Source organism: Streptomyces sp. CA-106110, assembly GCF_050936285.1.
In the GTDB taxonomy this organism is placed as follows: Bacteria; Actinomycetota; Actinomycetes; order Streptomycetales; family Streptomycetaceae; genus Streptomyces.
This window is the reverse complement of the sequence record NZ_JBNJNB010000001.1, coordinates 8333196-8347669: the sequence shown is the minus strand read 5'-3', so window position 1 is coordinate 8347669 and position 14474 is coordinate 8333196. Positions and strand designations below refer to the sequence as shown.

The window sequence follows — 14474 nt, the reverse complement described above, 5'->3', positions numbered from 1 at the left end:
CCCACCCCACAAGGGAGTTCGCATGCCCAAGGTCTACGCGCGTCGACACGTCAGCATACTCGCGGCTCTTACCGGACTCATAGCCTCCGTCGGACTCTTCAACGGTCCGACCGCCTCGGCCGCACTCCCCACTCCGGTCAGTGGCGCCACCGCCCGCAGCTACCTCGCCTCGCTCACCGTGGCGACGGAGAACCGCACCGGCTACAACCGCGACCTGTTCCCGACCTGGATCACCATCAGCGGCACCTGCAACACCCGCGAGTACATCCTCAAGCGCGACGGCTCGAACGTCGTCACCGACTCCTCCTGCGCCGCCACCAGCGGCAGCTGGTACTCCCCGTACGACGGCGCGACCTGGACCGCCGCCTCCGACCTCGACATCGACCACCTGGTCCCGCTCGCCGAAGCCTGGGACTCCGGCGCCAGCAAGTGGACGACGTCCCAGCGCCAGGCGTTCGCCAACGACATCACCCGTCCGCAGCTGCTCGCCGTCACCGACAACGTCAACCAGGCCAAGGGCGACCAGGACCCGGCCACCTGGATGCCGTCCCGCACGGCGTACCGCTGCACGTACGTCCGGGCCTGGGTGCAGGTGAAGCACTACTACAACCTCTCAGTCGACTCGGCCGAGAAGAGCGCGCTGCAGAGCTACCTCGCCAACTGCTGATCCCCGGCCCCTCCCCGCTCACCTCCGTCGTTCCGTACCGTACGGGGCGACGGAGGAGGGGATCACCGTGGCGAGACTGTGCCTGGGGCCAATGCTGAGGTACGTGGACGGCTCGTCCGCGACCGTGTGGGTCGAGGCGAGCCGCCCCTGCACCGCCGAGGTGCGCTGCCCCTCGGGCGCGCGCGGCACCGCCAGGACCTTCCACATCGCCGGGCACCACTACGCGATCGTGCCCGTGACCGGACTCGTGCCGGACACCACGGAGCCGTACGAGGTGCTGCTGGACGGCACTCCCGTATGGCCACCGCCCGAGTCGCCGTTCCCGCCCTCCTCCATACGCACCCCGGACCCCGAGGTGCTCCGCGTCACCTTCGGCTCCTGCCGCTGGGCCGCGCCTCCCGTCGGCCGCAAGGACCCGGTGGGTCCCGACGCTCTGGACACACTGGCGGCGCGCCTCGCCGCCGCCCCGGACGCCGAACGCCCCGACGTCCTGCTGCTGTTGGGCGACCAGGTGTACGCGGACGAGACCTCGCCGGCGATGCGCGAGCGGATCACCGCCCGCCGCGGGTTCGCCGGTCCTTCCCCGCGTTCCCGGTTCCGCCCGGACCGGGCGGACCCCATCGGCAGCCAGGTGGCGGACTACGAGGAGTACAGCTGGCTGTACCACGAGTCGTGGCGGGACCCGGAGATCCGCTGGCTGCTGTCGACCGTGCCCAGCTGCATGATCTTCGACGATCCGAAGGCAGTGGACTTCCAGTTCTAGCGCAAACGCACTGGTCAGCGCAACCTTTCGGCGGCAGCAAGCGCACCCGGACCCCCCGAAAGAGGCCCCCAGCGCAAGCGCCTGCCCGCGTAACCTGAACAGGTCACAAAAGCGCCCCGGCAGGAAGCGCCAACTTCCGTACCGGGGCTAACCGAGAATCGGAGTCTCGGCTATGAGCAACCCTACCGGCGAGGCGCACGCCGTCAGAAACGCCCGCAACGATGCTGCCTACGCGCTGATCATGGCCCAGCGTCCGGAAGTCACGCGCCTTGAACTCTGCGCCCTGGTCGAAAAGTTGGCCGGGCACGTGCGGGAGGTCGCCCGCGTGGCGGAAGCGCGGGGCCAACGGCTAAACGCGCCAGCGGCGAGGGCGTTGGAAGAAGCATTGCGCGCGGCAGTACTGGCGACCCTCGGCCAGGAGCGTGCGGCATGAACCATCTTCGGCGCCTCCCGTTCAACGGGCCGGAAGGCAAGCCCGCGTATATCCCTGACAACAACCCCGAGGGCGCGCTCTCGCGATTCGCCGACGCTATCGAGGCTCAGCAACTCGCCGTAGGCCAAACGATTTTGGCGCTTGTGCGTCCCATGCTCGACGTCGCGCTAACAGGGGATGAGGCGCGCTACATGTTGCGCCGGACGGCGGAATGCCTCGCCGACGCACTCACTGTGGCGGAATCTCGGGGGCAGCGCCTCGGGCTATCGGACGAACCGATTTCCGGCGCTGCCGCCGAGGCGTTGAGTAAGGCGCTGAAACCCCACCTATCTGACGGAGCGTCAGAAATTGAAAGCGGAGTAAACGCCTAACGCCCAAACGCAGAAAGCCCCGTAGCGGCTCTGGGAAGTTCCCAGGGTCACTACGGGGCTTCGTTGTTCTAGTGGGCGCTCACGCGGCCATTGCGAGATACCGGCGACCGGTTCGCTCGGACACGCCGAGACAGCGCGCGATAGCCGCGCCGGTCACCTTCTGGCCATCGGCGACCAGCCGGTCAATAGCCTCGCGGACAGTGTCCGGCGAGGGGTGGTCGCTTTCCGCTGTGTCCGAAGCCGTGTCCGGCGCGCTGTCCTCGAAATCGGCCCACAGATCATCCGGCGGCCAGTTGTCGGCAACGGCCGGAAGGCTTTCAGCGGCGTTCTGCGGGGCGCGGACGGACTTAACGGTCACCGTGTCCGGCGAGGTGTCCGTAAGGCGTTCAGAGGCCGCGCTAGGGACCGCAGCGAGGTGCAAGAGGTGCGCCACAACGACCGGCGGAACGGCGGAAGTTGCGGCCACCAGGAAAGCCGAGGTTCCCATATAGTCCGCTGCGATGAGGTGAGCCGTAACCTGCGCGGCCAGCGCAAGCGACAGCGCCATTCCGGCGCCGACGAGGGCGGACACGCGACCGGACACGCCCTTTGGCCGAGTAGCCGCTATGACCGCAGCAACAGCGGCATACACAGAAAGCGTGACCGGCATTAGGGCGGCCACGTGCGGCGACCAACCGGCCAATCGGGCGAGGTTGTACTCACCAGGGGCGCTCATTGCGAGAGCGGCCAGCAAAACGACCGGGCGGCCAATGGTGGCCGCGAGGCGGGCATACCAGGGGAGGCGGGTTATCGCCCGCTGTAGACGCGGGTCGATGTTCGGGTCTTTCGTCTTCCGCTTCAATTTTTGCCGCCAATTCAATTAGTAGTCGGGCGTACAAAGGGGCGCAGACAACCGTTACCCCTCACGGCTAGAGCGCCTCGCTAGCATTTCCTCGAACGCGTTACGGGCCTTGACCTCGGCGACGCCCATACGGGTTCGGTCGGTCGGCGTGAGTCCTAGCGCGCTGAATAGGCGGGCGATTTCGGTTTCTATGGTCGACAGCATGCCTTCGTTACGCCCGGCGCTAACAGGTAACATGGGGAACATGACCGATGCCACCAATAATACGAATATCTGCGGCCTCTGCGGCAGCTCCCTCACCGAGGAGCATTCTCACGAGGAAGAGAATCTTGGAATCCAAGTCAAATACAAGATAATCAAAATTCGCGGTATTCTAGCCGATTCGGTTGCAGTCGACGATCCGAATGACAAGCATCCACTGCCCGCTCGGGTCCTCGCTGCTAACCTCGGAATAGACGCCACTTCGCTACTCGGCATCCAATACACGTGCCTCGTTTCCCGTGACCCATACGGAACTACTCGATCTAATTACCACCTCGTTGAGGACTAGCTAACGCCGCATCTCCCGCTTGAGGTGCGGCGTTCCCGCACCCCAAGCGGTTCGGAATTTCAGCCCGAAACTGAAGTCCACGTTCGAATATCACCGTTCTTGTCTGGCCATAGGTATATAAATGTCGACTGAGGCGTAGCCCTTATCCGTGAACAGGACGGGGTCACTGCGGGCGAGGTCGGCGACGAATTGCGCGCGACGGTCGTATTTCTCGCACAACAGCGTGAGGGTCGGCGTATCCGAATCGGCAAGCCAATGGGCGCCACCAGTTACGCGCTCCCATAGGCGCCGGCCCTCGGCCTTTAGGTGAAGCGGGGCGCGATTTTCGACCGGTCCGACGTCGGCGACCTGGCCGAGATCGGGCAACGAGCGACCACCAGGGTTACCTAGTTTTCGCTTACGCTCGGTAGGTACCGGCGGGCGACCAGCGGGCATCCGGGCACCTCCCGCCGGTCGAGATTTCTGCATATTTATGCGCGTCCGGCGCGGTTCCGGGGCGTTTTCGGGCCAAGCCCCCGGGGTCGAAATTACGCTGGCGTGTCTGGAACCTATGCGGCCGGGTCCCCGTGGCACTTTGTGCTAGAGATTGCACCACCCCCCGTACTGCACATAACGGGTCTTCGAACTTGATGGGGGTGCGGCGGTGACGGGCGGGCTGGCCGGTCACTCTGTGTGAGGTGGTTGGGGTGCGGGTGGCCCAGATGCAAGGAGCCCGCGGGCCTTCGTGATCATGGTTGTTGTCTAGGCAACCGATCATGAAACCCCACGGGCTTGAACATCGACGATACCGGGATCAACGAGGCGGCAACGCGACTTCTGGGGCTGGAGGGGGTGAGTGTGACGCAGGTCAAGGACGATGGGGCGGGCGGTTCGACGGTGTACGTGGTCACGAACGAGGACTCCGCCCGGGCCTGCCCCGCCTGCGGGGTCTTCGCCACCCGGCTGAAGGACTACCGCACCACCCGGCCCAGACACCTGCCCAGCGGTGGGCGCCCGGTGAGCATCCGATGGCGCAAGGCACGCTGGCACTGCACCGACCCCGCGTGCCCACGCGGCTCGTTCACCGAGGCGATACGCGCGGTGCCCGCGGGGATGCGCACCACCACCGCCCTGCGCCAGGCGGCGGGGGCCGCGGTCTGCGACGGCGGCCGCACCGTCGTGCAGGCCGGCCGCGACCTGCACCTGAGCTGGCCGATCGTGCAGCAATGCTTCGAGGACTACGCCGCCCAGGTCCTGCCCGAGACCCCGCCCGCGACCTCGGCGATAGGGATCGACGAGACCCGGCGGGGCAAGCCGGTGTGGAAGCAGAACCCGGCCACGGAGAAGTGGGAACTCGTCGCGGACGCCTGGCACATCGGTTTCGTCGACGCGATCGGCGGACAAGGGCTGTTCGGCCAGGTCGAGGGCCGTAACGCGGCCTCGGTCGCCGACTGGCTCACCGCCCAGCCCGCCTCCTGGCGCGAGCAGGTCCGCTACGTCGCCATCGACCTGTGCTCCACCTTCCGTGCCGCCGTCCAGCGTGCCCTGCCGCATGCGGCCGTGGTCGTCGACTGCTTCCACATCGTCCAACTCGCCCAGCGCCACCTCGCCGACCTGCGCCGCCGCCTCACCTGGAAGCAGCACGGCCGCCGAGCCCGCAAAGGCGACAGCATCTACACCGTCCGCAAACTCCTGCGCCGAAACAAAGAAGACCTCACCGAGGACCAACACACCCTCTTTAAGGTCGAGTTGGACCACATGGGCACCTACGGCCGACAGATCTACACCGCCTGGCAGGCCAAAGAACTCCTGCGCGACCTCCTGCACCTCGCCGTCAGCCGCGCCCACACCACCCCCGACCACGCCCACCTGCCCGAACTCGTCACCCTCGCCGAGACCATCGAGCAGTGGTGGGACGGCATCGAGACCTACCTGACCACTGGAATCACCAACGCCGCCTCCGAAGGCAACAACCGCCTCATCAAACTCGAAGCGCGTAACGCCTTCGGCTTCCGGAACCGAGCCAACCAACGACTCCGGTCACGCTGTGCAACCACACGCCGGAGCCGCCGGGAGGCGCACCCCCACTAAATTCGAAGACCCCACATAACAGGGCGCCTCTCAACCGGTAGCACACAGAAAAGGCGCGAGGTAGGCGCCGGAAAAGGGGCCGCACCAGGGTTCACAGTCGACAGCCGCTAGGGCTTTCGCCGCGCTGTGCTGTGCGGGAGGAACCTCGGCGCGGCATTCGCTGTGCCAACCACCGGCAGACCGGCGGGCACGGGCCAGCGAATAGCCCCGCTGTGCGGCCAACACGTAGCGCGCTATGCACGCCATATGCCAACCACCACAGCGGGGCGGGAATGCTCCGCAGAACGACCAGGGCGGCGACCACCTACTAGTCACTAGTAGGTGGCTGCCACTCCCGCTGTATGCCCAGGGCGGTTAGAACGACGGCGGAACCAGGCCCGTGCCCGTGATCACACCGATGCTCGCCGGATACCTCGACGCCATTGCGGCGAAGTTGTACACGCGGAAAAGCACACCGAGAGAACCAGCGAAAGGCTGCTCGAATGCTTCGATACGCGGTTCCGTACCGCCGGCGACGCCTTCCCACAGCATTACATCGGAGGCGCGAAGCACGATGATCGCGTCCTGGTTCGTTCCCGCGCCGAGATTGGTCGGCATAGAGGCATCGGTGTATACCGGCACTCCCATGATCTTGCCGACGTAGCCCTCAGAAGCCACAGCGCCATTCGTGCCGTATACGTTGACGCCGGACGCCTCGGGATTAACCAGAGGACGGAACTGGGAATCCACGGCAGCGGCGACCCATGCCCACCGCCTCGGAGCCATGATGATGGCAGTCGGCGGGGCAAAGCGCGCGGCGTGAAGCTGGGAAATCAGGTTGGCCAGGTTCCCCCACAGACCATTCGCGCCGGTAACAGCCGGAGTGGCGGCAGTCCACGTAAGTGAGGTAATGCCAGTCTGGTTGAGCAGACCCTTAAGCGTGTTGCCAGTGCCAGCACCGTTGAGCACCTGGCTGTCTAGTACCTGCCCGTACTGCGCAGCAAGGTCACTCATGATGACCTGGTCAATCGCGCCAGGCGACATTTCCAGTTCCTGAACCGAAACAACCTGCTGTCCGGCCAGGGTCACGACCGGTGCGGTAACACTGGAAGTTGTGATATCCGTCTGGCTAATCGAGGTCAGTTCCGTACCCTGCGACGCGACAGACGAACCGGTCGCAATCTTCGGAATGCTCACGGTATTGGTGCCTATCGGCATAGGCATAGGGGCGAGCAAGTCGGCCGTAGGACGCCCCGGGCGCGCAAGCGCAATCCACTGGTCGACGAGGTACTTCGGCGGGATAAAGGCGCCGCCGGAGCCGGATCCGGTAGTAACGCCACGGGATTCGCTGGAGCGGCGCAGTCGATCAGCGGCGGCATAATCTCCGCTACGGGCGGCGTACATATCGCCGAACCAGGAGTGTTCGCCGTCCGGGCGGTAGGGGCCAGGCTCGTTAACGGTCATTCGAGAATTCATCTTGTCTCCATTGCTGTTTTTAGGTGCGTAAGCCCGCGCCATGGAAGACGCGGCCTCGTCGTGACTTAGCTGAATTTCAAGTTCCTCGATACGGTCGTCAAACGCCCGAATGTCGGCCTCTAGCCGGTCGAACTCGACAGACTCGCCAGCGTTTAGGCTGCGCTTTTCCGCTGTGGCCTTATCGATCAGCGTGCGCATGTGCTCGCGATCGGTCCGGCGCTTAGCGCGCAGGTCGGCGACCATTTCCCGCTTATTCATGTGGTTTCCTTCGGATAGGGAGGCAGCGCCGGAAGCATTGCCTCTCGTTCGCTTAGCTCTCGCGAGCGATCAGCCCTGTATTCCTCGGCGATTGCGGCAAACTCGGCGTCCTCTCGCGCTGTGGCGGCGTGCATATCCAGCGCAAGCGCGCGAAAAAGCGGATCGGTGCACGCGTCGAGGGTTGCGGCAAGTCGCATTCGACGTTCACGCGGAATGGCGCTGATTGCCTGCGCTACGTGGCTACTCATCGGCGCTCGGCGAGGACGGAATTCATAGCCCAGCGCTGTAGCTGTGCGTCCCGCAGACCGGTACCGGCGCTCACCAGGGCGGCGAGGTCGGATAGCGCCGGGTGGGGCGCACCAGCGTCGGAGACTGCGCCGTCTCTCTCAATGGCGTCGAGCGTCTCGGCAATGATGTTGTCTAGGCGACCGCGCAGGTTGTTGACAGCGAACGTGCGCCGCTCGGGCTTGTACATAATGCCTCAATTCAGATACGAAAAAGGCCCGTTCTACGGACACCATGGGCGGCGTGTGTCCGTAAAACGGGCCAAGCAATATGGCGGAGGTGCTAGAGCACACTCAACGCCGCGCGCTGCCGCCAAGCTGCGCAAGTGCGTTCCGGTAGCCGCGTTCGGCGTCGCGTTGCGTATGGAGTTCGAAATACGCGGCTACCGGAAGAATGGGGCGCAGGCGTAAGACGCACAGCACTTTTTCCTACCCCTCTATAGAGCGCAAGGGTTAACGCGCAGAGGCGTTTACGCTGCATTTTCAATTGTGATATCGGTCACCTCGGCCGCCTCGCGGTCTTTGTAGCCGAGGACGAGCGCCGTAAGGACGTCGAGCGAATGAAACAGCGCATTCCGCTGTTCTAGATTGCGCGGCACGGTCACGTGGTTTTCGAGAATCAACAGCGCCGATGTGCCCGCATCAAATGGGGTGGTTGCCACGGTGGGCACCTCCTAGTAGGTGGTCATCGACGCTTGCGCGGGCGGCTGAATGCGGCTGTCGCAGCGCAGCCCTTACAGCGCGAGGCGAGGCCGTCGGGATTACCGGGCGCAGGGTAGAAATCGCGCGGGTGGCGCAGCCGGGTGCAGTCGACACAGAATTTCATGTGTTCTCGCTTTCGTAGGTGGCGGGGCACCTACTAGTCACTAGTAGGTGGCCGAGTCGAAGCGCCATGCGTTCAGCGCGCCTAGCCGCTCTTCGCACACGGGTATCGCATGCGGCGTGCACAGTGGCTCGTATGCGTTCACGTCATCGCTGTAAGGCAGCACCGCCGGGCCCTCGACCTCGGTGATATCCGTTAGCACCCATTCGACGGCCTGTTCCTCGCACATGGTGCATGTGTATTCGTCGGGGTCGCCCCGGAAGAAACGCACCTTGCGCAGCGCGGCAACAACGTCCTTAGCCGCGCGAGGATATTTGCGAGTCCACTGCGTTAGTAGTCGGTCGCGTTCCTCGATAGCGTCGCGCAGTGCCTTGCCGGATAGCTCAGACATTCGCCGCACCCCGCCTACGGGCGCGATATTCAGCGGTCTTGCAACGGTCCGAACAGAACTTGCGCGGTCGGCCCTTACCGGTCCAACCGGCGGATTCGCCGCAGTGCTCGCACAGTGCCTCTCGGCGTTCTTCCGCTGCGTACTCGGCCACTTCCTCCAAATCGTCCTGCATGCTTTGGCAGTCGCGCTCGGCTTCCTCGGCGTAGTCGCACCAGCGCTGCCGGGCGTTCTTGGGCTGGAAAGCCTCGCCGCACAATTCGCAGGGCTTCAGCTTGGGCAGCGCGGAAGGGTCCTTACGCGCCCGGTAGACGGCCTGTCGGCACGCAGGGGAGCAGTAGCGCTCCTGTTTGCCTGAGAGGCGTTCTCCGCAGCGCTCACAGTCTTCGCTGTGCTCGGTCCAGGCGTAATAGGGCATGGGGAAACTCCGTGTGGCTGTCTGAGAATGCAAGGCGCCCCCACACGGGCGACCACAGCGCGGACAGCCACGAACGCGCGAAATGGCACCCATGCGGGGGCGAGTCAGGAAAGGGCGCGCATCGGCTCGGAGTGGCTGTCAGCCGAGGGGGCGCTACCCTCGGGCACCACTAGAGCGCAAGGGTTTACGCGGGAGTGTTCCCAATCTCGTGATGCTGTTACGGGCTCCCGTTTTCCTTTAGATGTTCTACGTACTTTCTAAAGTGTGTAACACGTCATTGAGATAAGGAACATCCCAGGTCGCAGCCGTCCTCCCCGCTGTAGCGCTGCCGAATCGAAAAAGGGGTTTTCTGGAAAATCTCGCATGGTGAGACGAAAGCCCCTTGCCTCGGCGTGTTTTGTGACCTCGGTCACTCCGCGTTGCGGGCACAAGAAAGCCCCGGACAGTCGCATGGACTATCCGGGGCTGACCGATCAGACCAGCGCTAGGCCGTTCTTTCGCTTCGCCTGTTCCTCGGCGTAGATACCGAGCATTGCGAGTCGCTTCGATTGCAGTCGGGCATCGTTCCCGAGGTTGTCTCGGAATGCGCGGGCGAGCGCTCCACGGTGGGACTTCTCCGAGGCCCACGAAAGGATCGCTGATATGAGTTGGTCGGCTGCCATTGGGGAAACACCTTCTCTCCGTCTGGTCTCCCTGCCACGACACCTAGAGCGCAACTGTTTACGTGGTCCTGTACGCCTCTCTAAGCGCCTCGCACGGCGACCCCGGGCCCTCGGTCCAATGGAGCGCCGAACGCGCCTCACAGCGCCGTACAGTGCCTCTCGGGCCACGGGGCGGTCATTGTCGGCGGCTACAGGCGCGAATCGTAAGTTACCGAACGGTAACCTTTCGAGCATCGCAGCGTCTCGACGCGCTGTACGCCCGTCTGCGGGCATGCGAAAGCCCCGCCGGGCAGATCCACTAGGGACCGACCCAGCGGGGCTTAGAGGGGCGCCTAGGGGCGCTACTGCGCCAGTGCCATACGCAGGGCCTCGCGGAGCGATCCGATTAGCGCGGCCATAGCTCGCACCGACTCAAAGCCGAACGAGTCAGCGTCAGCGAGCACTTCCGCGCCGGGCGCCACCATGCGCAGCCATTCCCGCAGCGCGCCTATGGTGGCCGCCATGGCGCGCGGGTCGGCGAAATCGAGCGCGTCGGCCTCGGCGAGGACCTTGCGTGCGTAGTCGCTCATTCGGAAACCTCCGATACTGCGAACGCGGTCAATTCGGCGCCAGCGTCGGCAAAGAACGGGTCCCGAATGTCGAACCTAACGCGCGATTCGTCGAGCCTGCGCCACCCGCCCGGCGTTCCTCGTTTCACGGTCACGATTGCGCCCGCCTCAACGAGCATTTCTCGCCTGCCGGTTACGTCGGCATGCCTCCATTCGTCCGCGTACTTCCGGCCAGTACGGATCTCCTCTACGCGCGACTCAACCTTGGGCCGTGCCTCAAGTTCTGCGAGGCGCGCGTCAATAGCGTCTGCGTGCCTCTGCCACGCTGCCTTAGCCGCGCTACTGCGCTGCCTCCCCTGCTGTGCCATGTGGTCCTCGTACTCAGCGAGGGTGGCGTCAATCTCGGGCTGCGGGTCATACCCAGGAATGGTGCGCGTGTGAGTGACCTCAAGTCCCCCCAGAATGCGCATGAACTCACGCGACACGTATTCGTCCACCCAATCGGCGCGAATGTTCATGGGGTGCTCGCAGACCTCGCCACGCGGGGACGCGCCACACCGGTACGTCGGGCGCTGCCCCGGTTTCGATTCCTGCGCGTTCAGGTACATGCGACCCCCGCAGGATTCGCAGTACACGATTCCGAACAACAGCGCATTGGTATCGCGCCGAACCGGGTTGCTCACGCTGCGCTCGTCGAGCAGGGCGCGCACGGCGTCGAACTCAGCGCGCGTAATCACCGGTTCACGTGCTGCCATTACCGGGCGCCCCTCGCTGTCGCGCACGGGCTTACCGTTACTCAGCTTCCACCCAATCAGGATTTCGCTGCGCAGGATGCGCGTAAGCGTGACCGCGTTCCACTTTGTGAGTTTCTCGACTTCCCGCCCCTTGTATTTCGACCAGTGGTCAGCCGGGGACAGGATGCCGTCGTCATTCAGCGCGTAAACGATGCTGTTGACGGTTGCGCCAGCCAGAAGCGCCTTAATGATGCGCTCAATGACCTTGACGGCTTCCGGGTCCTGCTCCAGAGTCCAGCCGCCACCCTCCAGCGGGGCAGGCATGTAGCCGTACGGTGCGCGGGAACCCCGCCAGCGAAGCGGCATGACGCGCATTGCGGCCTGCGCGCCGGTGACGCGTTCCCGGATTGCTTGCGCCTCCATCTGAGCTGAGAAGGCGAACAGCGTGACCATGAGTTGAGTCATGGGGTTGAGCGGGTTGCGGAAGTCGAGGTCTAAGCGGATGACCTGAAGTTCTGCGCGTAATCCCTCGGCAGCCAGGGTGAGGCCCAGGGTGCGGCGGTGGTCAGCATCTGGGTGGGTGAGCGTTGTCGGAAGAAGGCGTGGACCTGGCGCAGGCGGCTCGGCCAGGTGACGGCGGTGTTGGCGAGGAACGCCTTCAGCGCGGCCCAGATGCGCTCGACCGGGTTGTCGTGCGGGCTGTAGCGGGCGCCGAACAGCAGGCGCAGGCGGGGCTGGTCGGCCAGGTAGGCGGTCACCGCCTTCGCGTGGTGGATGCTGTCGTTGTCGCAGAGCACCGCGACGGCCGGGGTGTCGGGGTAGGCGGCCAGCAGCAGTTGGAGGAAGGCGACGAAGGTGGCGGCACTGCGGCGGCGGTCGAGGGTGTAGACCCAGGCGCCGGTGGCCACCTCCAGGGCACCGAAGACGGTGGTCTGCCGGTTCTTTCCCGGGGTGGCCACTTGCTGCCGCGTCCCGCGCAGGATCCAGCTCGCCCGGATGTGCGGCAGCAGGTGCAGGTGGGTCTCGTCCTCGGCCCAGACCACCGACCCACGGGGCAGGGCCCGCAGTTGCCGGCGCAGGGCGGCCAGGACGCGCCGCCGGTTCGGGTCGCCCTTGGCCGTCAGGCGGGGCCGCCGCCAGGCCGCCTGCTCGCGCGTGCGCCGGTAAACGGTGCGCGGGCTGATCTTCGGCCGGCCCAGGCGGTGGTGGATCCGGCGGACGGTCCACGGCCCGGGGCGGGTCAGCAGGCGGCGGATGCGCTCGCTCAACCTCGGCCCGCCGAGCCGGGGGCGTCCTGGGCGGGGGCGGTCGGCCAGGCCCGGGGCGCCGTCGGCGTGGTAGCGGTGGATCCAGCGGCGCACCGTGGCCGGGTGGTAGCCGAGCAGCTCGCCGATCTCTCCTGCGGTCAGGCCGGCGGCGGACAGCAGCACCATCACGACGCGGGCGGCCTCCCGCCAGCGGTGGTGCAGCAGGTGGTACAGGTGCTGGTCCGCCACGCCGGGAGGGTTGGCGAACACGGATGCCGGACGCATACTGGCCTTGACCTCGCCGGTTTTGTCATAGTTTGTTCAACCTCGATACAACACCCGGCGAGGTCCCCGTGTCATCGAGGCCATCGCGCCCGGCCGACGCCGCCGCCCCGGATTCCGCGCAGAACTTCAGGTCATCCGCTTAGCCGCCCGCCCGGACCCTCGGCGAAAACAATCATTTTCCGGTGGTCGCGTGCCCATTTGGCGAGTTCGTGCATGTCGTCCATGGACCGAACGGCGCGATCGAACCGCCAAAAGACCAGCGCGTCGAAATCGTCGGGGCGGCGCAGCCATGCACCCAGTTCGGGGCGCTCAAAAGGCGTGGTTTTCGACGCGCTTACGCCGAGGTCGACGGCTTCCCGGTCGCCGAGGTCAATGCTCAGCGCTGCGGCAGCGCCCCGGTTGGCCTCCCTCTGCCGCTCCGGCGAGGTGGTCTCGTCTGTGAGGACGGACAGACGGAGGGCAGAGACGCCCCGGAGCTGTGGTGTGTGCATGGTGTTGCCGGAGCGCAAGGGCTTACGAGCCGCGCTGACCTGCGGGTTTGTCGCCATGGTGGCTTGCTCCCAGAACCGCTAGTTGGGAGCCTTCGGAGACCACGACATCATCGACGACTGGAACACCAGCGCATCCTGGCTCGCCGGTGTGCGCGCGACCGCGTGGTGGCGCGAGCGGCTGCTGAGCGGCCTGATGTCGTACTGGGTCCACCAGCACCTCGGCAATCTCTCCCCGGCGGAGCTGGCCGCCGACCCGCTCTACGCGGCCGTGCGCGAGACCCCGGACGGCACGGACGCCCTGCGCGCGTACGCCGCCCAGGCCGACACCCACCCCGGCACCGTCCGCTGGAGCTACCACCGGGACTTCGGCCGCGTGAGGGTGGTGATGGTGGACACCCGGGCGGCCCGCGTCCTCGACGAGGACGGCCGGGCGATGCTGGCTCCCGCCGAGGCGCAGTGGCTGCGCGAGCAGACGCTCGGCGCCCGGAACGGCTGCGACCATCTGCTGATCGGCACCTCCCTGCCCTGGCTGCTCCCCCATCTCATACACGACGCCGAGGCCTGGAGTGCCGCCCTGTGCCGGGGCCGTCGCGGGGCCCGCTGGGCGCGCTTCGGCGAACGCCTGCGCCAAGGCGCGGACCTGGAGCACTGGGCGGCGTTCCCGGAGTCGTTCCAGGCACTGGCCGACCTCATCGCCGAGACGGGCGCGGGGCCGGGGGCGCCGGCCAGTGTGTCCGTGCTGTCCGGCGATGTGCACCACGCGTACATCGCCGAGCCCATGTGGCCGGACGCCGGGCCCGACGCCCGTGTGCTCCAGCTGACCTGCTCCCCGGTCCACAACTCCGTCCTGTGGTCCATAAGACTCGGCTTCCGCTTCGGCTGGAGCGGCCTCGGGCGGTTCCTCGGCCGCCGCCTGGGCCGCCACGGACGGGGCCCGCGACCCCGTCTCGACTGGCGCCGCAGAGGCGGCCCGTGGTTCGGCAACCACCTCATGACGCTGACGCTGCACGGCCGTTCGGCGTCACTGCGGGTCGACCGGGCACGCCCGGACGGGACCGGAAAGGCACGGCTCACGACCGTGGAGGAGTCGTCCTTGACCACCTCATGAGGGACATCCGGGGCGTGTGGGACGCGCGTTGGCTTCCGCGGCCCGCGACGGCATGATGATGCGGACTGCCGGGTTCCA

The 14474-nt window shown here is 65.9% G+C and carries 14 protein-coding genes and 3 pseudogenes; 7 read left to right on the top strand and 10 right to left on the bottom strand.

Annotated elements, in window-relative coordinates:
• The first annotated feature begins 22 nt into the window (after positions 1 to 22).
• The 4 genes and pseudogenes from ACQEXA_RS38515 to ACQEXA_RS38500 all read left to right on the top strand — a co-directional run bounded on the left by ACQEXA_RS38515 (position 23) and on the right by ACQEXA_RS38500 (position 2234).
• The gene (locus ACQEXA_RS38515) at positions 23 to 667 is read left to right on the top strand and encodes an HNH endonuclease family protein (RefSeq protein ID WP_432927132.1); all 645 of its coding nucleotides are present in this window, start codon (positions 23 to 25) and stop codon (positions 665 to 667) included.
• A 67-nt stretch (positions 668 to 734) separates the two neighbouring features.
• Positions 735 to 1418: pseudogene (locus ACQEXA_RS38510) on the top strand (alkaline phosphatase D family protein); the annotation flags it as partial.
• Positions 1419 to 1602: 184 nt separating this feature from the next.
• Complete coding sequence (locus tag ACQEXA_RS38505; protein ID WP_433132345.1) at positions 1603 to 1863, top strand: hypothetical protein; 261 nt, start codon at positions 1603 to 1605, stop codon at positions 1861 to 1863.
• Positions 1860 to 2234: a hypothetical protein gene (locus ACQEXA_RS38500; RefSeq protein ID WP_433132343.1), complete on the top strand. Its 375-nt coding sequence runs from the start codon at positions 1860 to 1862 to the stop codon at positions 2232 to 2234. Before ACQEXA_RS38505 ends, ACQEXA_RS38500 begins: the two co-directional genes overlap by 4 nt.
• Positions 2235 to 2313: 79 nt before the next feature.
• On the opposite strand, the gene ACQEXA_RS38495 is transcribed toward ACQEXA_RS38500, so the two are convergent.
• Positions 2314 to 2805: a hypothetical protein gene (locus ACQEXA_RS38495; protein WP_433132341.1), complete on the bottom strand. Its 492-nt coding sequence runs from the start codon at positions 2803 to 2805 to the stop codon at positions 2314 to 2316.
• Between the two features lie 514 nt (positions 2806 to 3319).
• On the opposite strand from ACQEXA_RS38495, the gene ACQEXA_RS38490 reads away from it, so the two are divergent.
• Complete coding sequence (locus ACQEXA_RS38490; RefSeq protein ID WP_433132339.1) at positions 3320 to 3625, top strand: hypothetical protein; 306 nt, start codon at positions 3320 to 3322, stop codon at positions 3623 to 3625.
• Between the two features lie 771 nt (positions 3626 to 4396).
• Positions 4397 to 5695 carry an ISL3 family transposase gene (locus ACQEXA_RS38485; RefSeq protein ID WP_433131293.1) on the top strand — a complete coding sequence of 433 codons (1299 nt, stop codon included), beginning with the start codon at positions 4397 to 4399 and terminating at the stop codon, positions 5693 to 5695.
• A 354-nt stretch (positions 5696 to 6049) separates the two neighbouring features.
• Here the strand turns inward: ACQEXA_RS38485 and ACQEXA_RS38480 are convergent, their stop codons facing one another.
• From ACQEXA_RS38480 to ACQEXA_RS38440, 9 genes and pseudogenes are all read right to left on the bottom strand, one after another.
• Positions 6050 to 7408 (bottom strand): phage major capsid protein, encoded by a 1359-nt coding sequence (locus ACQEXA_RS38480; RefSeq protein WP_433132337.1) that lies wholly within the window; start codon positions 7406 to 7408, stop codon positions 6050 to 6052.
• Positions 7409 to 7652: 244 nt separating this feature from the next.
• Positions 7653 to 7883 (bottom strand): hypothetical protein, encoded by a 231-nt coding sequence (locus ACQEXA_RS38475; RefSeq protein WP_433132335.1) that lies wholly within the window; start codon positions 7881 to 7883, stop codon positions 7653 to 7655.
• 279 nt (positions 7884 to 8162) lie between these two features.
• Entirely contained in the window at positions 8163 to 8354 is a 192-nt protein-coding gene (locus ACQEXA_RS38470) for a hypothetical protein (protein WP_433132333.1), read from the bottom strand.
• A gap of 204 nt (positions 8355 to 8558) precedes the next feature.
• Positions 8559 to 8906, bottom strand: coding sequence for a hypothetical protein (locus ACQEXA_RS38465; protein ID WP_433132331.1), 348 nt, complete (start codon positions 8904 to 8906; stop codon positions 8559 to 8561).
• Positions 8899 to 9321 (bottom strand): hypothetical protein, encoded by a 423-nt coding sequence (locus tag ACQEXA_RS38460; protein ID WP_433132329.1) that lies wholly within the window; start codon positions 9319 to 9321, stop codon positions 8899 to 8901. The genes ACQEXA_RS38465 and ACQEXA_RS38460 overlap by 8 nt, the downstream gene beginning before the upstream one ends.
• A 1003-nt stretch (positions 9322 to 10324) precedes the next feature.
• Entirely contained in the window at positions 10325 to 10552 is a 228-nt protein-coding gene (locus ACQEXA_RS38455; RefSeq protein ID WP_433132327.1) for a hypothetical protein, read from the bottom strand.
• Complete coding sequence (locus tag ACQEXA_RS38450) at positions 10549 to 11718, bottom strand: recombinase family protein (protein WP_433132325.1); 1170 nt, start codon at positions 11716 to 11718, stop codon at positions 10549 to 10551. The genes ACQEXA_RS38455 and ACQEXA_RS38450 overlap by 4 nt, the downstream gene beginning before the upstream one ends.
• 41 nt (positions 11719 to 11759) lie before the next feature.
• Positions 11760 to 12797 (bottom strand): IS630 family transposase, encoded by a 1038-nt coding sequence (locus tag ACQEXA_RS38445; RefSeq protein ID WP_433132323.1) that lies wholly within the window; start codon positions 12795 to 12797, stop codon positions 11760 to 11762.
• 146 nt (positions 12798 to 12943) lie between these two features.
• A pseudogene (locus ACQEXA_RS38440) lies at positions 12944 to 13288 on the bottom strand (recombinase family protein); the annotation flags it as partial.
• A 91-nt stretch (positions 13289 to 13379) separates the two neighbouring features.
• On the opposite strand from ACQEXA_RS38440, the pseudogene ACQEXA_RS38435 reads away from it, so the two are divergent.
• Positions 13380 to 14396: pseudogene (locus ACQEXA_RS38435) on the top strand (alkaline phosphatase D family protein); the annotation flags it as partial.
• Positions 14397 to 14474 lie beyond the last annotated feature (78 nt).